The following is a 19913-nucleotide window of genomic DNA, read 5'->3' on the forward strand; positions in this document are numbered from 1 at the left end:
CGCGATGCCAAGCATCCTCTTCAAGAACGCCGCACTGCTTGATCCGCTTCAGCCGGAATTGCTGGAGGGGCACCATGTGCTGGTCGAGGACAACCTGATCAAAGAGATCGCCGACCGGCCGATCCAGGCCAGCGCCGACCGCACCATCGATCTGAAGGGCAAGACGCTGATGCCGGGCCTGATCGACCTGCATGTGCACGCGATCGCGGTCGAGCTCAACCTGGCGCAACAGGTGCACATGCCGAACGTGCTGGTGACGTTGCGCTCGACGCTGCTGCTGCGCGGGATGCTGCGGCGTGGCTTCACCACCGTGCGCGATGCCGGCGGCGCCGGCCACGCGCTGAAGCAGGCGATCGACACCGGCCTGACCGATGGCCCGCGCCTGTTCGTCTCCGGCCGCGCGCTCAGCCAGACCGGCGGCCACGGCGATATGCGGGCGCGTTCGGACTATCTCGCGAGCGACGCACCCTGTCCATGCTGCGTACGTGTCGGCGCGCTGGCGCGCGTTGCTGACGGCGTCGACGGCGTGCGCAAGGCTGCGCGCGAAGAACTGCAGATGGGGGCCGACCAGATCAAGATCATGGCCTCCGGCGGCGTGGCGTCGCCGACCGATCCGGTTGGTGCCTTCGGCTACTCCGAGGACGAGATCCGCGCCATCGTCGAGGAAGCGCGCGGGCGCCAGACCTATGTGCTTGCCCATGCCTACACCGCTGCCGCCATCGAGCGCGCGGTTCGCTGCGGTGTGCGCACCATCGAGCATGGCAATCTGGTCGATGCGCCGACCGCGCGGCTGATGGCCGAGAAGGGCGCCTATGTGGTGCCGACGCTCGTCACCTATGAGGCGCTGGCCAATGAAGGCGCTCAATACGGCCTGCCGCCGGAGAGCGTGGCCAAGATCGCCGACGTCCGCGACGCCGGCCTGCGCTCGCTTGCGATCTATCGCGACGCCGGCGTGAAGATGGGGTTCGGCAGCGATCTGCTCGGACCGTCCCAGCGCCTGCAGAGCGACGAGTTTCGCATTCGTGCCGAGATCCTCGGCCCGCGCGCCGTCATTGCCAGCGCGACATTGATCGGCGCCGAAGTGCTCGGCATGGAAGGCAAGCTCGGCCGGATTGCGCCCGAAGCCATCGCGGACCTGCTGGTGGTCGACGGCAATCCGCTGCGCGATGTCGCCTGCCTGCTTGGCCAGGGCGAGCACATCCCAATGGTGATGAAGGCCGGCAAGGTCCAGTTCGACAGGCTCAACGCCTAAAGCGTTTTCAAGCGAAGTGGATACCGGTTCGCGTAAAGAAAACGCGTCAAAAAAGCGTAGCTACCGCCACATGCCCCGCATCTTCGCCCCGATGTCGATCTTCGGGCCCTGCGCCGCGCTGCGGGCCGCGCCTGCGGCGGCCTTCGGCCAGGCGGTGCGCTCGAACAGATAGACCAGGGATTCCGGGATGAAGCGGGTGCGCGAGGCGTAGACGTGGCGGTCGCCCTTGGCTTGCTGGCCGTGGGTGAAGAAGCGCTGCGGCACCACGAGGTGCAGATCGTCCTTGGCACGCGTCATCGCGACATAGAGCAGGCGGCGCTCCTCCTCAATCTCGGCGCTGGTCCCGGCGCCGAGGTCCGAGGGCATGCAGCCGTCGACGACGTTGAGCACGAACACCGACTTCCACTCCTGGCCCTTGGCGGAGTGGATGGTCGAGAGGATCAGATAGTCTTCGTCGCGCAAGGGAGGCCCGGACTTGTCGCTGGTCACATCCGGCGGATCGAGCGTGAGCTCGGTCAAGAATTTCTCGCGCGAGGAATAGCCGCTCGCGATCTGCTCGAGCTGCATCAGGTCGGCGCGGCGCGTCTCGGAATCCTCGTGGATGCGGTCGAGATGCGGCTCGTACCAGAGCCGCACGCGCTCGAGGTCGGCCGGCCATTCCGAATAGCGCAGATTCTGGGTCGCGCGGACGAAGTCGGTCCAGTCCGCGCCCGTGCGCGGCGGTACCGGAAGCTGGCTGAGCGTGTGCAGCGGGTCGGTACTTTCGGCCATCTGGTCGAGCACGCGCTGCGCGGTCGCAGGCCCGATGCCCGGCAAGAGGTGCAGGATGCGGAAGCCTGCGACGCGGTCACGCGGATTCTCGGCAAAGCGCAGCAAGGCCAGCACGTCCTTGACGTGTGCGGCGTCGAGGAATTTCAGTCCGCCGAATTTCACAAACGGGATGTTGCGGCGAGTGAGCTCGATTTCCAGCGGGCCCGAATGCGAGGACGTCCGGAACAGCACCGCCTGGTGCTTGAGCAGCGCGCCTTGCTCGCGGTTGGCCAGCACCTGTTCGACGATGTAGCGGGCCTGGTCGGCCTCGCCATGCACGGTGACGAGCTGCGGCTTCTGCCCGGCGCTACGGTCAGTCCAGAGATTCTTGGTGAAGCGCTCCCGCGCCAGTCCAATGACGCCGTTGGCCGCCGCCAGCACGGCTTGCGTCGAGCGGTAATTGCGGTCGAGCGTGATCATCTCCGCGCGCGGCGAGAAGCTCTGGGGAAACTCCAGGATGTTGCGCACGGTCGCGGCGCGGAACGAGTAGATCGACTGCGCGTCGTCGCCGACCACGGTGAGCCCGCACCCGTCAGGCTTGAGCGCCAGCAGGATCGAGGATTGCAGGCGGTTGGTGTCCTGATATTCGTCGACCAGCACGTGATCGAAGCGGCCGCCGATCTCCTCGGCGATCAGCGCATCGCTCATCATCTGCGACCAGTAGAGCAGGAGATCGTCGTAATCGAGCACGTGCTGGGCCTGCTTGGCCTCGATGTAAGCGGCGAACAGGCCTTTCAGCTCCGCGGCCCAGCCGGCGCACCAGGGATAATGTTGCCCGAGCACCTTCTCGATCTCCATCTCGGCATTGACGCAGCGCGAATAGATCGACAGGCAGGTGCCCTTGGCCGGAAAGCGGCTCTCGGTTTTCGACAGGCCGCGCTCGTGCCGCACCAGATTCATCAGGTCGGCGGAATCCTCGCGGTCGTGGATGGTGAAGGCGGGATCGACGCCGATCCGCTCGGCATATTCGCGCAAGAGCCGCGCGCCGATGCCATGGAATGTGCCGGCCCAGGTCAGCGCATCGCGCATGATGGCGGCGTTGTTCTCGCCCAGCACCTTGCGCGCGATGCGCTCGACCCGGCCGGCCATCTCGGCCGCGGCGCGGCGCGAGAACGTCATCAGGAGGATGCGGCGCGGATCGGCGCCCGCGACGATCAGATGTGCGACGCGGTGCGCCAGCGTGTTGGTCTTGCCGGAGCCCGCGCCGGCGATGACGAGCAGGGGAGCGCCGACAGTCGCGCCATCGGCCACGCCATGCTCGACGGCGCGGCGCTGCTCCGCATTGAGCGTGTCCAGATATGTCGCCACGAATCGCCCCGGTGAAAGGCAACAGGGTCGGCGATCCCAGCGCGAATCGCAATGCGGCTGGACGGAACCGGTGTTAAGACCTAGGGACAACACGGCCCAAGGTTCCAGCCCGAAAAGCGCGCACCGGCATGACCGAGCTCAAGCCCGACCAGTTCGAGATGCGGCGGCTGGAATCGCTCAGCAATACCATCTTCGGCGTCGCCATGACGCTGCTCGCCTATGACCTGCCCAGGGCCGCGGTGTTCACCAGCGCGCCCGGCTGGAGCGATCTCGCCCAGGTCTATTCCGGCAAGCTCGCGGGCTTTGCGCTGAGCTTCATCATCGCCGGCCTGTTCTGGATCAGCCACCACCGCCGGCTGGCGCGCCAGGCGGTCGGCAGCCGCGGCGCGGTGATCCTTAATCTGTTCTTCCTGCTTTCGATCGTGCTGCTGCCGGTGACCAACGGCCTCTACATCAATTACGCCATGAGCAGCGCGGTGGCGGTGCTCTATGGCCTGCATTTGACCGTGATCGCCGGCCTCAATGCCTGGCTGTGGTGGACGATCCTGGGCGGCTGGCGGCGTGAGACCATGGCCTCGCGGTTTCCGCTGCTGGTGTTCATTCCGGGCACCATCGTTGCGGCGTTCGCGCCGCATATCGCGCCCTTCCTGTGGTTCGTCGCTTTCGGCGGGCTGCTGATCCGGCGCTTCTATGCCGCGCCGGCGGGCCAGGAGCCCTAACTTCCCGGATCAGTCGGGCGTCGCGCCGAACCCGTCGGCCGGGACGTAAAGCATGACGGGGCGGATTTCGTAGACCGCGGTCGGATTGACCTCACGCAGCTTCCGCGCCGCCGCGATGGCCTCGTCATCCCCGGCGCAGTTGACGAGGTGGAAGCCCAGGAGCTGCTCCTTGGTCTCGGCAAACGGACCGTCCAGCACCATGCCGGCGCCGGGGCCGCGCAAGGTGCGGGCCTTTCGGGTCTCGTCGAGGCGCGCGGCCGGACCAAGCAGTCCGCTGGCCCTCATGGGCTCCTGCACCGCGATGACCTTGGCCACGACCGCGGCGTCCTGCTCCGGCGTCCAGGACTGGATCTCGTCTTCCACATGGTAGGCCAGGATGGCGTAAAGCATCGTCACCTCGTTGATTTCCGCTGCGCGCGTCCAAAGGACGTACCACCACAGCCTGTGCCGACAATAGCAATGCGGAAAATATTGCGTCAGGGCCTAGCGACGAAACCGTCCCGAAACCCGATTGCCGCTCGGACGTGTGAACGCCGCCCGGAACCCGCGCGACTGATGGCCACCAAGAACACTTCGGAGGCGGCCATGTCGACCATCAAGATCATCTGCGACGCGCGTCGGGCGGGGAAGTCCGAGCCAGCCGACCTGCACGACCAGAGCGGTCACCATCGCTACTACGGAAGCTCGGCCGAGAATGGTGGCGAGCACATTGTCGAGAGCCGGCGCGGCAAGCGCCCGCGCGCGCTGAATGTCTGTGGCTTTTGACGCAACCAGTCGTTGCGGATGAGCGTCCTGCAAATTTCGATCGCTGCGCTGCCGTTCCTGTTCTCGCTGGCGAGCCGGAACGGCAACGCGATCGCGCCATGCCTGGTCACGAGCATCTTCACCGTGCTCCTCGGCGAAGAGCCTCACCGGGCGGTCGTGGCCTGGTGTGTCGGCGTGCTGATTGCCGCCGTTGCCTTTCGCGAGCGGCTTCGCGCGACTTGAGCCTGCGCCGGTTACGGTGCGCTCAGGACCTGCTTGACGAGCGTCTCCCGCAGATTTGCCAGTTCGCCGCTCGCCTCCATCTGCGCGATCACCTTGCCGACCTCAGGCACCAGAGCGCGATGGCGTTCGTGCAAATAGTGAAAGATGTGGATGCGCTCGAGCGGAGGCGAGAGCGGGTAGATCCTGGCCTGCAGGTTGAGCTTCCTCACGGCGACGAGCCCGCTGAAGAGGTCGGTGACCATCACGTCGAAGCGGTCCGCATCGAGCATCTTGACCATGCTCTCCAGGCTGGTCGTCGCCGTGACGCGGGCCATGCCGCGCGTGCCGGCCTCCGACGAGCCGACGCCGCGGACGATGCCAATGCTGTAGTCTTGAATTGAATTCCAGCCGGCCACATCGAAATGCAGTTTCGTCGTGAACACCGCGGGCTCGATGTAGTTGATCGCCGGCGTGACCTGGACCAGCGTCGGATAGTCGCGGGAGAGCGTCCCGATCCGCTGGATCTCGCCGTCCACCTCTCCGGCGCTCGACAGTGCGAGCGCCCGCTTGCCGGGAACGTCCTCAAATTCGAGCTTGATGTTCAGCTTGGCGTAGACAGCCCGCAGCATCTCGCCGCCGACATATTGATCGGGGATGTCGGCGATGCGCGCCAGCCGGATCAGGTCTTGCGCCTGCGATGGAGCGGCTGCGAGCAAAGACAGCCAGGCGACGGCAATCCGCCACATCACGCTTCTCCTTTGTCGAACCTTACTACCGCTGGATTCGGAGGCCCGCGCGATCTACCCGGGGTGGCGCCTGCGCGACGGCCGCACCTACTGACGCTCGCCCGCGATATGAGGCGATTCCGGACTTTCAGCGATGTCATTCTAGCACGCGAGGTGATAGCTTGCGCCAGAGTCCTGCTGCTGGGCGCAAGATATGACCCCGCCGACCTCAAGCCGCCCATGGGCCGACAGGATTGCCAAGCCTCGCGTGAAGAGAATCTGGACTGTCGAATTGCTCGTGGCCGCCACTCGCTGGCCGGAGCAGGTGCCGCCATTCCCGGGACATGGTGCATGGGTGACTCAGGCGATGGGGACTCCAAGCGCAGCCGCGCCGTTGCCCCGGCGGCCGCGAAGCAGGATTTGGGCGGGATCGGCGTTGCGCTTGCGCCGGCGATGATCGGAGCGTTGCTGTCGCGGGTCTTCAACTGGTCACGCAGCGGCGTCGGGCCGCGCCTGCTGGCTGCCGTGCTGCTGTTTAGCTCCATCGTCACGCTGATGCTGACCGCGCTGCAGCTCTATCTCGACTACGAGCGCGAGGTCGGCGTCATCGAGACGCGGCTCGACGAGATCGGCCGCAGCACCACCGGCAGCCTCGGCGAGAGCCTGTGGAATCTCGACCAGAACCAGCTCAGGCTCCAGCTCGACGGTATCCTGCGGCTGCCCGACATCCGCGCCGCCGAAGTGCGCGAGATCGCCGATCGCCCCAATCCGATCCGTGTTGCGGTCGGCGAGCCGAACACCCGTTCGATCGTGACGCGTGACTATCCCCTGACCACCATCGTGCGGGGGACCGCGCGCGCGATCGGCGTGCTTCACGTCGAAGCGACGCTGAGCGAGGTGTATCAGCAATTGCTGCACCGTGCCTTGGTCATTCTGGCGAGCCAGGCGGCGAAGACGTTTCTCGTCTCGCTGTTCATCATCTACATGTTCCATCTGCTGGTGACGCGGCACCTGGTCGCCATCGCCGACTTCGTCAGCAAGTACAATCTGGCGCGGCCGCCGCCGCCTTTGCAGCTGGAGCGCCGTCCGCCCTACGATCCCGACGAGCTGGACAAGGTGGTCGTCGCCTTCAATGTCATGTGTGCCAATCTCGAGTACGCCTATGGCGAGCTGCGCGAGGCCAACGCCAATCTCGAACGTGACCTGAAGATCCGCCGCAGCGCCGAAGAAGATGCGCGCGCGAGCGAGCAGCGCTTCCGCGACTATGCCGAGACCGCGTCCGACTGGTTCTGGGAAACCGGACCGGATCATCGGTTCACCTACATATCGGAGCGGGCCGGCGCCTTCGGCATGGACCACAAGGCGCTGATCGGCAAGCGCCGCACCGATGCCGCTTTCGACCACGACGCCGAGCCGGAGAAATGGCGCGCGCACGTGGCGACATTGGACCGTCACGAGCCGTTCCGGAAGTTCGAATATCGCGGTCGTGATGCGAGCGGACGCCTGCGCCATTTCAGCGTCAACGGCCAGCCGGTGTTCGGGTCAGATGGACGCTTCATGGGCTATCGCGGCTCCGCCACCGACCTCACCGCGCAACACGAGACCGAGGAGCGGCTGCGCCAATCCCAGAAGATGGACGCGATCGGCCAGCTCACCGGCGGCGTCGCACATGACTTCAACAACGTGCTCACGGTCATCACCGGCACCATCGAGCTCATCCAGGAGGGGCTCGCGGACAGGCCTCAGTTCGCCGCCATCGCGCAGCTCATCGACGATGCCGCCACACGCGGCGCCGAGATCACCTCGCAGCTTCTGACCTTCGCGCGCCGCCAGCCGCTCGAGCCGCGAGAAATCGACGTCAACGCCCTTGTTTTGGAGACCGCGAAGCTGCTGAAGCCGATCCTGGGCGAGCATGTCGAGATCGTGACGCGGCTCGCGGACGACGTCTGGTCGGCGATGGCCGATCCGTCGCAGCTTTCGTCCGCTATCGTCAATCTCGCCGTCAACGCGCGTGACGCAATGCCGGGTGGCGGCAGGCTGACGCTGGAGACCGAGAACCGGGAGCTCGACGGCACGGAAGGTGCCGGCGAGGGCGATGTCGTCCGCGGCGCCTTCGTGATGGTCGCAGTAAGCGACACCGGTCACGGCATCCCGGCCGACATCCGTGAGCGCGTGTTCGAGCCGTTCTTCACCACCAAGGGCGCCGGCCGCGGCACCGGCCTCGGACTCAGCATGGTCTACGGCTTCGCTCGCCAGACTGGCGGCACCGTCGCGATCGAGAGCGAGGAGGGACGCGGCACCGTGATGCGGTTGTTCCTGCCGCGATCGAAGGGCGAAGCGCCGGACAGGACGGCGCCGGTTCTGGCGCCCGCCACAGCGCGCGGGCAAGAGACCATCCTCGTGGTCGAGGACGATCCGCTGGTGCAGGGCTATGTCATCGCCCAGCTCGGCAGCCTCGGCTATCGCACGCTCGCCGCCGGCGACGGCGCAGCCGCGCTCGCGCTGGTCGACCAGGGTGCCAAATTCGATCTCCTGTTCACCGACATCATCATGCCCGGCGGCATGAACGGGCACGAATTGGCCGAAGCCGTCCGGCTTCGCCGGCCAGGGGTGAGGGTGCTCTACACCTCCGGCTATACCGACGACACCATCGTCCACGAAGGGCATCTCGATGCCGGCGTGGCGCTGCTGAGCAAGCCATACCGGAAGTCGGAGCTGTCGCAGAAGATTCGCGAGGTGCTTGGGGGCGAGCCGCCAGCCTGAGGCGCGCCGGCAGACGAAAAAGGCGCGGCGGGAAAGTCCCGTCGCGCCCGATTTCTTGCTCGCTGGTCCAGGGCTGAGAGCGCCCCGATGCCAAGCCTTGGAGCTTAGCGGGCGATCCCAGCGAGGTGACAGCGCTTGAGATAAGACACTGGATCACCTCCTTTCGTTGGTTTCGGGAGCCTCAATATAGGGTGAAACCGCCTCGTCGTTAAGAGGTGGGGCGAAGGACCGGGAACAAGGGCGTTCGCAGGGCGGGAAAGCCCGGTCAGGGCCAGTTGAGACCGCCGCCGGGCCGTGTTAGGGGATCGGCAACGCGGGTGTAGCTCAATGGTAGAGCAGCAGCCTTCCAAGCTGAATACGAGGGTTCGATTCCCTTCACCCGCTCCAAATTCCCCTTTGGTCCCATACGAGTTGACGCTGACGGCCGTTCTGTCCAAGAAGGGCGTCAAATCGACGGATGCCACGTACGCGCGGACCGCCCGTGTCGGGTGGCTGCCGGGAGCTTAAGGGCCATATGACTGAGCGGATCGCTCTCATCACCGGTGTGACCGGCCAGGACGGCGCCTATCTCGCCGAATATCTGCTGTCGCTCGGCTATGTCGTGCACGGCATCAAGCGCCGGTCGTCCTCGTTCAACACCGCGCGCGTCGATCACCTCTACCAGGACCCGCATGTCGGCAACGTGCCGTTCCTGATGCACTATGGCGACATGACGGATTCGACCAATCTGATCCGCCTGATGCAGCAGATCCGCCCCACGGAGATCTACAATCTCGCCGCCCAGAGCCACGTCGCCGTCAGCTTCGAGAGCCCGGAATATACCGCCAATGCCGACGCCATCGGCGTGCTGCGCCTCCTGGAGGCGATCCGCATCCTCGGCATGGAGAAGCAGACACGGTTCTACCAGGCCTCGACCTCCGAGCTCTACGGCCTCGTGCAGGAGATCCCGCAGAAGGAGACCACGCCGTTCTATCCGCGCTCGCCTTATGGCGTCGCCAAGCTCTACGGCTACTGGATCACGGTGAACTACCGCGAAGCCTACGGCATGTTCGCCAGCAACGGCATCCTGTTCAACCACGAGAGCCCGATCCGCGGCGAGACCTTCGTCACCCGCAAGATCAGCCGCGCCGTCGCCCGCATCGAAGTCGGCCTCGAGGACACGCTCTATCTCGGCAATCTCGAAGCCAAGCGCGACTGGGGGCATGCGAAGGACTACGTCGAAGGCATGCACATGATCCTCCAGGCCGACAAGCCTGACGATTTCGTGCTCGCCACCGGCGAGACGCGCTCGGTGCGCGAAATGGTCGAGCTGGCCTTTGCGCAGGTCGGCCGCCGCATCGCGTGGCGCGGGCAGGGCGTCGACGAGACCGGCGTCGATGAGGCGACCGGCAAGACCGTGGTGAAGATCGACCCCACCTATTTCCGTCCGACCGAGGTCGATCTCCTGGTCGGTGACGCCAGCAAGGCGCGCCAGGTGCTCGGCTGGAAGCCGAAACGGACGTTTGCGCAGCTCGTCGAGGAGATGGTGGCGAGCGATCTGGCGGAGGCAAAACGGGACGCCGGCCGTGGCAAGCACAGCGTTTGAGCTGAAAGATAAAAGCGTCTACGTCGCCGGCCATCGCGGCATGGTCGGAGCCGCGCTGGTGCGCCGGCTCGAACGGGAGGACGTCAAGCTCGTCACGGTGGATCGCCGCGAGGTCGATCTCTGCAATCAGGCCGCCGTGTTCGACTGGTTCGCGCGCGTGCGGCCGCAGGTGATCTTCCTTGCCGCCGCAAAGGTCGGCGGCATCGTCGCCAACAACACGCTGCGCGCCGAATTCATCTACGACAACATCGCGATCGCGGCCAATGTGATCCATGCCGCGCACCAGAACGGTGCCGAGAAGCTGATGTTTCTGGGCTCGTCCTGCATCTACCCGAAGCTGGCGGCGCAGCCGCTGCGCGAGGATTCCGTGCTGACCGGCCCGCTGGAGCCGACCAACGAGCCCTATGCGATCGCCAAGATCGCCGGCATCAAGATGGTGGAGGCCTATCGCAGCCAGTATGGCAGCGACTTCATCAGCGTGATGCCGACCAATCTCTACGGCCCCGGCGACAACTATCATCCCGAGATGAGCCACGTGGTCGCCGCCCTGATCCGCCGCTTCCACGAGGCAAAAGTTTCCGGCGCGACGAATGTCGTGGTCTGGGGCACCGGCACGCCGCGGCGCGAGTTCCTCTATGTCGACGACATGGCGGATGCCTGCGTGCACCTGATGAAGACCTATTCCGGGCCTGAGCTGATCAATATCGGCACCGGCGAAGACATCGCCATCGCCGAATTCGCGCGCGTCGTGGCCGAGATCGTCGGCTACCGCGGCGAGATCAGTTACGACACCTCGCGTCCCGACGGCACCCCGCGCAAGCTGCTCGACGTCAGCCGTCTCAATGGGCTCGGCTGGCGCGCGAGAACCTCGCTTCACGATGGCTTGAGGCGCGCCTATGCGGCCTATCTGGCTGACGCGCATGTGACTGCGCAGCCCTAGGAACCTTCACTGCAAGCACGAGTTGGCCGGTCGGGCAGGGCGAAAGCCACACGAGGCCAACCGTGCAAGAAGCTGTGCGCGTGCGCTCCACTGCGCAAATCGCGGGCCATCCGATTCATCCGATGCTGGTGCCCATCCCGATCGCGTGCTTCATCGGCGCGCTCTTGACCGACATCGCCTATGTCGTCAGCGCCGAGATCATGTGGGCGGATTTCTCCGCCTGGCTTCTGCTGTTCGGCGTCGTCTTCGGCGTGCTGGCGGCGATCGCGGGCCTGACCGACTTCCTCGGCAACCGCCTGGTGCGGGCGCAGCCGCCGGCGTGGCCGCATCTGATCGGCAACGCGGTGGCGCTGATCCTGGCGATTTTCAACCTGCTGATCCACACGCGTGATGCCTGGACCTCGGTGTGGCCGACCGGGCTCATTCTGTCCGCGATCACCGTGCTGATCCTGCCGGTCACCGGCTGGCTTGGCTGGGCCATGGTGTACCGCCACCGCGTAGGAGTTGCGCGATGAAATCCTCAATGGCCCGCGCGCTTGTGTGCTCGTCGCTGCTGTGTCTTGCCGGCTGCGATGACGGCAGCGGCGATCCCAAGGCCCAAATCGGCGCCAATCCAAAACTGCCCGACATCCAGCAATATTGGCTGCCGCCGATGCACATCGCGCGCATCGTCGGCTGGAAGAAGGACGAGACGCCGACGGTTGCCCAGGGGCTCCAGGCCAAGGCCTTTGCCACGGGTCTCCAGCATCCCCGCTTCCTCTACGTTCTTCCCAATGGGGACGTGCTGGTGGTGGAATCCAAGGCGCCGAAATCCGCTCCGATCAAGCGGCCCAAGGAAATCGTGATCGGCTATGTCGAGTCCTGGGCGACGTCGGGCGGCGATACTGGACCGAGCAATCGCATCACGCTGTTGCGCGACACCAACGGCGACGGTGTTCCGGATACGCAGAGCGTCTTCCTCGATCATCTCAATTCGCCCTTCGGCGTCGCGCTGGTTGGCAACGATCTCTATGTCGCCAACACCGACGCGATCGTCAGATATCCCTATACGGAAGGCGACACCAAGATCACCGCGCCGGGCACGGTGTTGACGCCGCTGCCGGGCGGGCCGATCGACCACCACTGGACCAAGAGCCTGGTCGCGAGCCCCGATGGCTCGAAGCTCTATGCCGGGGTCGGCTCCAACAGCAACATCACCGAGAACGGCATGGAGGCCGAACACAATCGCGCCGCCATCCTCGAGGTCGACCGCGTCAGCGGTCGCTGGCGCATCTTTGCGAGCGGCCTGCGCAATCCCAATGGCCTCAGCTTCGAGCCGCAGACCGGCGCGCTGTGGACGGTGGTGAACGAGCGCGACGAACTCGGTCCCGATCTCGTGCCCGATTACATGACCTCGGTGAAGGACGGCGGCTTCTACGGCTGGCCCTACAGCTATTACGGCCAGCATATCGATCCCCGCGTCAAGCCCGAGCGGCCCGATCTCGTCGCCAAGGCGATCGTGCCCGATTACGCGCTGAGCTCGCATGTCGCACCGCTCGGAATGGCCTTCTACACCGGCACCAGCCTGCCGAGCGCCTATCGGGGCGGTGCCTTCGTCGGCGAGCACGGCAGCTGGAACCGGCAGAATCTGAACGGCTACAAGGTCGTATTCGTGCCGTTCGCGGACGGCAAGCCGAGCGGCCCCGCGCAGGACGTCGTGACCGGCTTCCTCGACAACGACAACCACGCGCGCGGCCGCCCCGTCGGCGTCGCCATCGACAAATCAGGCGCGCTGCTGGTCGCCGACGACAGCGGCAACACGGTGTGGCGCGTGACCGCCGCGCACCCGCAGCTCACGCAACGGTAGCCACGGATGAGAGAGCTGGAGGAGGAGATCATGGGCCTTGCTCAATACGCGATTGTCCCAGTGCAGGACGAATGGGGCGTGCTGCACGATGGCGACGTCAAGAGCAGATATGCCACCAAGGAAGCCGCGTTCGAGTCGGCGATCGCGGCAGCGTCCCTGGCGCTGCGTGAGGGCCACGAAGTCCATGTCAGCGTGCCCGGCCGCGACGCCGGGGAGAACGCGCTGGGAAGCTAGCTTCATCGTCGCGTGACCTGAACAAGGTCAGGATCTGACGACCGCCGCCGCTGCAATCGACCATCCGCGCTGACGCGTGCCGGAACGATTGTTTGAACGATCGATGAATCCAGCGGTCGCATCCACTCTATGGCTGGCCTATCGCGGCTCCGCGAGCGACCGGGCAAGTACGCCGCCGGCGCTAGCATGCTCCAAATCTCATTCGCAGTCGTACAATCTCGATATTCTGGTTGACGTGTAAGCATCCAGTGGTTGTATTGGGCCCTCAGAGCTCGGAGCATGAATTTGCGGGAGAGGGAAGCCAACCTGTCGCTCGCGCGGCCGCATGCGTGATGACGGCCTGTCCGGCTGGACCAGGGGCGAGTGAGGTGAGGTGATGGTGATCGCGTCAACCTGGGACACCGAGAGAGCCGATTATCGCGCCATCGTCAACGAATGGCACGTGGTCCGCCGGAGCGAGGAGGTCGCCGAAGGCGCCATCGTGCCGGCGTGCCTGCTCGGCGAGGATATCATCCTGTGGCGCCATGACGGCGAGGTTCACGCCTGGAAGGACTATTGCCGTCATCGCGGTGCGCGCTTGTCGCTCGGCTGGGTGAAGGACGGTTGCGTGTCTGCCCCTACCATGGCTGGGAATACGGCACCGATGGAGCCTGCCGCCGTTACCCGGCTCATCCGACGACCCGGCCGACGAGCCGAGCCGCGGCATTCCGCCATCACGCGGTCGAGCGATATGGATACATTTGGGTCTGTATGGGCAATCCAGTCGCCGCTGTTCCTCCGTTTCCCGTTTGGGAGGATGCGACCTATCGCAAGGTCCAGGCCGGGCCGTACTACTACAACGCAAATGCGCTTCGTGCCGTGGAGAACTTCCTAGACCCGGCGCACTTTCCGTTCGTGCACGCCAACCTCAATGGCAACCCCGATGATCCCGACGAACTCGTGGATTACGATGTCGTGTTGACGGATGAAGGTTTGCGCACGAGCGAGATCACCTTGTTTCAGCCCTACGGCGATCATCGCGGCATTCCCATCACGGCGGGCTATCATTACTACTGCTTCCGCCCCACGACGGCCTATTTCAACAAGAAGACCGGCGAGGTTGAGCGCTTCTGCACGTTCATGGCCGTCACGCCGATCGATCTGGAAAATTGCGCGCTGCATCTGACCGCCGCCATCAACTATGGCTTTGATGTCGGCGTCGAGCAGATCGTGGCGCGCCTGGACAAGGTGTACGAGCAGGATCGCGTGATCGTCGAGTCGCAACGCCCGAAGACTTTGCCGCTTCATCCCAAGGACGAGATACATCTGAGAAGCGACCTTCTCGGCGTGGAGTATCGCCGCTGGCTTCGTGCTTTGGCGGGTGACGGACCCATGCCGGATCGCGCGCAAGAGGCGGCGGCCGAGGGCGCGGTCGCAGACTGAGTGACCGGGCGAAGCGCAGTACGACTGATATTGAAGAAGGCGCTTTGAGAGCGGTGGGCTTCGCACGTTCGATCGCATAAAATAACATCATGTTAGGTTTATCGAATAACTGGGTAATTGTGTTAGCCCGGCGAAAGCCTATTGTCGCAATCAATCAGAGACCCCATCGGCAGTGACGAGCGCTCGCGAAGCTTTCGCAGAGCGGGCGGAGAGTGCTGCCCAATTTCTCCAAGAAGCCCGGCAACGGGACGTCAAAAAAACCCAGTGGAGGAACTTTGAGATGACCGCGACCCGTCAGACGAGTCAGTCCAGGAAGGCCGCTGCCAGCGGCTGGATCGGTTCGGCTCTCGAATATTATGACTTCTTCATCTACGCCACCGCCGCCTCGCTGATCTTCCCGCAAATCTTCTTCCCGTCGGAGAATCCGACCGTCGCCATCGTCGCATCGCTGGCGACCTACGGCGTCGGCTATGTGGCCCGGCCGATCGGCGCCTTCGTGCTCGGACATTGGGGCGACACCCATGGCCGCAAGACCGTGCTCATCGTCTGCATGTTCCTGATGGGCATCTCGACCATGGCGGTGGGGGTTCTACCGACCTATCAACAGGTCGGCATTTTGGCGCCGATCCTGCTCGTCATCCTCCGCCTCGTGCAGGGCTTTGCCGTGGCCGGTGAAATCTCCGGCGCCAGCTCGATGATCCTGGAGCACGCGCCGTTCGGACGGCGCGGCTTCTATGCGAGCTTCGCGCTTCAGGGCGTGCAGGCTGGACAGATCCTTGCGGCGGCGGTGTTCCTGCCGCTGGCGGCCTATATGCCGACCGAAGCCTTCAACAGCTGGGGCTGGCGAATTCCGTTCCTGCTCAGCTTCTTCGTCATCGTCGCCGGCTACATCATTCGCCGCGAAGTCGACGAAACCCCTGCCTTTGCCCGCGAGGGCGAGCGGGGAGAAACGCCGCGGTCGCCCATTGTTCAGGCCATCAAGCTGAGCTGGCGCGACATGCTCAGGGTCATCTGCATGGCGCTGATGAATGTCATCCCCGTTGTTGCCACCATCTTCGGTGCGGCCTATGCGGTGCAGCCGGCCTATGGCATCGGTTTTGCCAAGGACGTCTATCTGTGGATCCCGGTCCTCGGAAACATGCTGGCCATATTCGTCATTCCCTTCGTCGGCAATCTCTCCGACAAGGTCGGCCGCAAGCCTCCGATCATCGTCGGCGCGCTTCTCTCCGGCCTGCTCGCGTTCGGCTATCTCTACGCCATCAGCATCAAGAACGTGCCGCTCGCGATCCTGCTGTCGCTGTTGATGTGGGGCGTCGTCTATCAGGGCTACAACGCGATCTTCCCGAGCTTCTACCCGGAGCTGTTTCCGACGCGCACCCGTGTGTCGGCAATGGCGATCTCGCAGAACATCGGCACGACCATCACCGCGTTGCTCCCGGCGCTGTTTGCGACCGTGGCGCCTCCCGGCTCGGCCAACATTCCCTTGACGGTCGGGGCGATCGCCTTCGGCATCACGGTGATCGCGGCGCTGGCGGCCGTCACGGCACGGGAAACCTACCGGATCAGCATCGACGATCTCGGCAATCCCAAGGCCGTGCCGATGCCGCGGGACGATTATGAGCGGCAGCGCGCGGAGGCGGCGAGCGGTGCGGCCGCAATTCCGACCTGACGGGAGCGCAAGGAAGCCATGCCGCTGCAATCGGTGATGTTTGCAGCGGCAGGCTTAACGCGTTACGTGATTGTCTGGTCGAACCTTCCGCGCGCGAGCGCGATCATCATGAGGTCAAGGGATGAACCCTGTCGTCGTTGCTGTCGCCATCACCGGCTCCGTTCCGCGCAAGAAGGACAATCCGGCGGTGCCGATTCTGCCGTCCGAACAGATCGAGTCGACCCATCAGGCCTTTGAGGCCGGCGCCACGCTCGCCCATATCCATGTTCGCAACGATGACGAGACGCCGTCCTCGGATCCCGAGCGCTTTGCCCTGGTGCAGGAGGGCATCAGGATACATTGTCCGAGGATGATCGTTCAGTTCTCGACCGGTGGACGCGGCCGCGATCCCTCGGCGCGCGGATCGTCGCTCTATCTCAAGCCGGACATGGCCTCGCTCTCCACGGGCTCGGTGAACTTTCCGACCATCGTCTACGAGAACAGCGCCGCGCTCGTCGAGACACTCGCGACCAGCATGAAGTCAAATGGCATCCGGCCGGAAATCGAGATCTTCGATCTGTCGCATCTGCATGGCGCCCGTCGCCTGATCGAGGCGGGGCTGATGGACGCACGTCCGCATGTGCAGTTCGTGATGGGCGTCAAGAATGCGATGCCGGCCGACGAGCATGTCCTCGACATCCTGATGGGAGAATTGAGGCGGCTGATTCCGCAAGCGACCTGGACCGCCGCCGGGATCGGACGCCACCAGGCCGAGGTCATGGGCTGGGCGCTCGCACGAGGCGCCGACGCAGTTCGCACCGGGCTCGAGGACAATATCAGGGTCGACAAGACGCGCCTTGCCGCCAGCAACGCCGAGCTCGTGACCATCGCCTGCGAGGCTGTCGCGCGCCATGGCCGGCGCGTTGCGACCGCGGCCGAGGCGCGATCCCTGCTCGGGCTCGCGGGGTAGGGGCTGCTGCCTCCTGCTGACATGCTCCCGGCTGCCTTCTGCCATTCGGCGGATGGCGTTCCCCCGCGCCGAGTCGCCGGGTAAGACGGGCGTCACAGGCGTGATCGGCGCCTGCCGGGCAGGCGACCTTTGGAATGCGGTTCTTGAAATCTGACAGCAGGCTCATCGGGGTCCTGCTGGTCCTGGCGATCACCCAACTCATCGGATGGGGTACGATCGGCCTTCCCGCCATCGTCGGACGCGATCTCGCGGCTGACCTCGGCATGAGCCTGCCGGCGGTGTTCGGCGGCACCTCCGTTCTCTATGTCACGATGGGCCTGTGCGCCCCCTGGCTCGCCAAGGCGTTCGCGCGGCATGGCGCGCGCAAGGTCATGATGGTCGGGACGGTCCTCACCGTGCCCGGATTCGTGCTGCTGTCCTTCGCGCGCGAGCCGGTGCTCTACTTCGCCGCCTGGACCATCTTCGGCGTCGCCGGCAGCGCCACGCTCTCGACCGGCGCCTATATCATGCTGAACGAGATCGCCGGGCGGCAGGCCAAGAGCGCGATCGGCGCGCTCATGCTGGTGACGGGCCTCTCTAGCAGCATCTTCTGGCCGGCCACGTCGTACCTCAGCGGCCATCTCGGCTGGCGCGGGACCTGTCTCGTCTATGCCGCCATGCTGCTCCTCGTGTCGCTGCCGCTCTTTGCGTTCGCGGCGCCGCGCCGGACCGTCGCGAAGGACGAGGGTGCTGCGCCGGCGAAGCGCGCGGAGGCGCCGCGGATTGCGCGGAGCACGTTCGGCCTCGTCGTCTCTGCGATCGCCCTCAATGCGTTCGTCAATTTCGGTCTCGGCGCAGTGTTCATCGAGTTGCTGCGGGCGGAGGGACTGGCGCCGGCGCAGGCGATCGCGTTCGGCTCCATGCTCGGCGTGATCCAGGTCAGCGCCCGCGGGCTCGACTTCCTCGGCGGCGGGCGCTGGGACGGCATCACGACCGGGCTCGTCGCCGGCACGGCGCTGCCCGTGGCGATGTTGCTCTTGATGCTGAGCGAGGGCGCGACCTGGGCGGTCGCGGTCTTCATCCTGCTCTATGGTGCCGGCAGCGGTGCCATGGCGGTGGCGCGGGCGACCATCCCACTGGTGTTCTACGACCAGGCGGAATTCGCCAAGGCGATGTCGATGATCGCGCTGCCGCTCAATCTGGCCTCGGCGATCTCGCCGCCGCTGCTCGCCGGCCTGCTCACCCAGTTCGGCAGCCGCGGCGCGCTCGGTCTCACCTTCGTGTTCTCCTGCGCCACGGTGCTGATCCTGGTCCTGCTCGGACGCCGGAGGCCGCAAGTGGCAGCGGCGGCCGCGGCCTGACGGGATATTCGCGGCGCGGAAATTCGCCGCCGCCGGGGCGGGGATGGCCGTATGCCTGGAGCGCAGTGCTCGGGGAGCGAAAATGGTGTATCCGCAGGGGGCGCGGCTTGGCTCGAGCCGCCGCGCCAACACCAGTTCCCGGAGGAAACTTACATGTCGGCCTTGCCGCTCTCAGGCATCAAGATCCTTGACCTCACCCGCGTGCTTGCCGGCCCCCTGTCGGCCCAGATGCTGGGCGATCTCGGCGCGGAGGTGATCAAGATCGAGCGGCCGGGCACCGGCGACGACGCCCGCGCGTTCGGCCCGCCCTATCTCACCGATCCCGAGGGCAAGGCGAACAACAACAATTCCTTCTACCTTTGCGCCAACCGCAACAAGAAGTCGGTCACCGTCAACATCGCCAAGCCCGAGGGGCAGGCGATCATCCGGGAGCTTGCCAAGGATGCCGACGTCTTCATGGAGAACTACAAGGTCGGCGATCTCAAGCGCTACGGCCTCGACTACGAGACCATCAAGGCGATCAACCCAAAAATCATCTACTGCTCGGTGACCGGCTTCGGCCAGACCGGCCCTTACGCGCCGCGCGCCGGCTACGACGCCATCCTCCAGGCGATGGGCGGCCTGATGAGCGTCACCGGCCATATCGACGGCGAGCCGGGCGAGGGCCCGATGAAGGTCGGCCCGTCGATCGTCGACTACATGACCGGCATGAACACCTCGATCGGAATCCTCTCGGCGCTCTATCATCGCGACGTCAATGGCGGGCAGGGGCAGCACATCGACGTCTGCCTGTTCGACACCGTGATCGCCTCGCTCTCGCACTGGCTGCAGATCTACCTCGTCAACGGCAAGATGCCGCCGCGCCGCGGCACCTGGGGCAATGGCGGCATGCCGGCCGGCGTGTTCCGCTGCACCGACGGCGAGCTGATGCTGGTGGTCGGAAATGACGGCCAGTTCCGGAAGACCTGTGCCGTGCTCGGCGAGCCGGAGCTGGCGAACGACAAGCGCTTCATCAAGAACAACGACCGCGTCGTGCACGGCAAGGAGATCATGGCGATCTTCGCCGGCCTGTTCCTGAAAAAGCCGGTGGCCTACTGGCTGGAGAAGCTGGAGGAGGCCGGCGTGCCGTCAGGTCCGATCAACAATTTCGAGCAGGTGTTCTCCGATCCGCACGTGCAGTCGCGCGGCATGCGGGTCAAGGTCGACCATCCGTTCGAGCCCGATCTGTCGCTGATCCGCAACGCGCTGACCCTCTCGGAGACCCCGATCGAGACCTACCGCGCCCCGCCGCTGCTCGGCGAGCACACCCAGGAAATTCTCGGTGGCAAGCTCGGCTATGATGCGGGGAAGATCGAGGAGCTTAAGAAGCAGGGGATTATCTGATT

General features: G+C 65.1%; 18 protein-coding genes and 1 tRNA gene. 16 read left to right on the forward strand and 3 right to left on the reverse strand.

Translation table 11 applies throughout. From position 1 onward, the window contains the following. Positions 1 to 4: 4 nt before the first annotated feature. Positions 5 to 1252, forward strand: a complete 1248-nt coding sequence (locus QA642_RS20250) for an amidohydrolase family protein (protein WP_283086200.1) — start codon at positions 5 to 7, stop codon at positions 1250 to 1252. A 60-nt stretch (positions 1253 to 1312) separates the two neighbouring features. Here QA642_RS20250 and QA642_RS20255 read toward each other — a convergent pair whose 3' ends face one another. Further along, positions 1313 to 3370, reverse strand: coding sequence for an ATP-dependent helicase (locus tag QA642_RS20255; protein ID WP_283086201.1), 2058 nt, complete (start codon positions 3368 to 3370; stop codon positions 1313 to 1315). A gap of 128 nt (positions 3371 to 3498) precedes the next feature. Here QA642_RS20255 and QA642_RS20260 point away from each other — a divergent pair, with 128 nt between their 5' ends. Next, entirely contained in the window at positions 3499 to 4089 is a 591-nt protein-coding gene (locus QA642_RS20260) for a TMEM175 family protein (protein ID WP_283086202.1), read from the forward strand. A 9-nt stretch (positions 4090 to 4098) separates the two neighbouring features. Here the strand turns inward: QA642_RS20260 and QA642_RS20265 are convergent, their stop codons facing one another. Then, on the reverse strand, positions 4099 to 4479 hold the full coding sequence (locus QA642_RS20265) for a YciI family protein (RefSeq protein WP_283086203.1): 381 nt from the start codon (positions 4477 to 4479) through the stop codon (positions 4099 to 4101). A gap of 195 nt (positions 4480 to 4674) precedes the next feature. Here QA642_RS20265 and QA642_RS20270 point away from each other — a divergent pair, with 195 nt between their 5' ends. Both QA642_RS20270 and QA642_RS20275 read left to right on the forward strand, forming a co-directional pair. Beyond that, positions 4675 to 4854: a hypothetical protein gene (locus tag QA642_RS20270; RefSeq protein ID WP_283086204.1), complete on the forward strand. Its 180-nt coding sequence runs from the start codon at positions 4675 to 4677 to the stop codon at positions 4852 to 4854. Between the two features lie 18 nt (positions 4855 to 4872). After that, positions 4873 to 5076 (forward strand): hypothetical protein, encoded by a 204-nt coding sequence (locus QA642_RS20275; RefSeq protein ID WP_283086205.1) that lies wholly within the window; start codon positions 4873 to 4875, stop codon positions 5074 to 5076. An 11-nt stretch (positions 5077 to 5087) separates the two neighbouring features. Here QA642_RS20275 and QA642_RS20280 read toward each other — a convergent pair whose 3' ends face one another. Beyond that, positions 5088 to 5801 carry a transporter substrate-binding domain-containing protein gene (locus QA642_RS20280; protein ID WP_283086206.1) on the reverse strand — a complete coding sequence of 238 codons (714 nt, stop codon included), beginning with the start codon at positions 5799 to 5801 and terminating at the stop codon, positions 5088 to 5090. A gap of 330 nt (positions 5802 to 6131) precedes the next feature. Between QA642_RS20280 and QA642_RS20285 the strand changes: the two genes are divergently transcribed. The 12 genes from QA642_RS20285 (at position 6132) to QA642_RS20340 (ending at position 19911) form a co-directional block, all read left to right on the forward strand. Continuing rightward, the gene (locus QA642_RS20285; protein ID WP_283086207.1) at positions 6132 to 8543 is read left to right on the forward strand and encodes an ATP-binding protein; all 2412 of its coding nucleotides are present in this window, start codon (positions 6132 to 6134) and stop codon (positions 8541 to 8543) included. A 313-nt stretch (positions 8544 to 8856) separates the two neighbouring features. Continuing rightward, positions 8857 to 8930: transfer RNA gene (locus QA642_RS20290), tRNA-Gly, on the forward strand. 127 nt (positions 8931 to 9057) lie between these two features. Continuing rightward, positions 9058 to 10128: a GDP-mannose 4,6-dehydratase gene (gene gmd / locus QA642_RS20295; protein ID WP_283086208.1), complete on the forward strand. Its 1071-nt coding sequence runs from the start codon at positions 9058 to 9060 to the stop codon at positions 10126 to 10128. Continuing rightward, positions 10109 to 11068: a GDP-L-fucose synthase gene (locus QA642_RS20300; RefSeq protein ID WP_283086209.1), complete on the forward strand. Its 960-nt coding sequence runs from the start codon at positions 10109 to 10111 to the stop codon at positions 11066 to 11068. The genes gmd and QA642_RS20300 overlap by 20 nt, the downstream gene beginning before the upstream one ends. Before the next feature lie 62 nt (positions 11069 to 11130). Then, complete coding sequence (locus tag QA642_RS20305; RefSeq protein ID WP_283086210.1) at positions 11131 to 11583, forward strand: DUF2231 domain-containing protein; 453 nt, start codon at positions 11131 to 11133, stop codon at positions 11581 to 11583. Beyond that, positions 11580 to 12914, forward strand: a complete 1335-nt coding sequence (locus QA642_RS20310; protein ID WP_283086211.1) for a sorbosone dehydrogenase family protein — start codon at positions 11580 to 11582, stop codon at positions 12912 to 12914. The genes QA642_RS20305 and QA642_RS20310 overlap by 4 nt, the downstream gene beginning before the upstream one ends. A gap of 30 nt (positions 12915 to 12944) precedes the next feature. Next, positions 12945 to 13148, forward strand: a complete 204-nt coding sequence (locus tag QA642_RS20315) for a hypothetical protein (protein ID WP_283086935.1) — start codon at positions 12945 to 12947, stop codon at positions 13146 to 13148. Between the two features lie 750 nt (positions 13149 to 13898). Further along, positions 13899 to 14570: a hypothetical protein gene (locus tag QA642_RS20320; RefSeq protein ID WP_283086212.1), complete on the forward strand. Its 672-nt coding sequence runs from the start codon at positions 13899 to 13901 to the stop codon at positions 14568 to 14570. Positions 14571 to 14850: 280 nt separating this feature from the next. Continuing rightward, positions 14851 to 16239, forward strand: coding sequence for an MFS transporter (locus tag QA642_RS20325; protein WP_283086213.1), 1389 nt, complete (start codon positions 14851 to 14853; stop codon positions 16237 to 16239). 121 nt (positions 16240 to 16360) lie between these two features. Then, positions 16361 to 17188, forward strand: a complete 828-nt coding sequence (locus tag QA642_RS20330; RefSeq protein WP_283086214.1) for a 3-keto-5-aminohexanoate cleavage protein — start codon at positions 16361 to 16363, stop codon at positions 17186 to 17188. Between the two features lie 134 nt (positions 17189 to 17322). After that, a complete protein-coding gene (locus QA642_RS20335) occupies positions 17323 to 18528 on the forward strand; it encodes an MFS transporter (RefSeq protein ID WP_283086215.1) in 1206 nt (401 codons plus the stop codon). Between the two features lie 153 nt (positions 18529 to 18681). After that, the gene (locus QA642_RS20340) at positions 18682 to 19911 is read left to right on the forward strand and encodes a CaiB/BaiF CoA-transferase family protein (protein ID WP_283086216.1); all 1230 of its coding nucleotides are present in this window, start codon (positions 18682 to 18684) and stop codon (positions 19909 to 19911) included. Positions 19912 to 19913 lie beyond the last annotated feature (2 nt).

Source organism: Bradyrhizobium sp. CB2312, from assembly GCF_029714425.1.
In the GTDB taxonomy this organism is placed as follows: Bacteria; Pseudomonadota; Alphaproteobacteria; order Rhizobiales; family Xanthobacteraceae; genus Bradyrhizobium.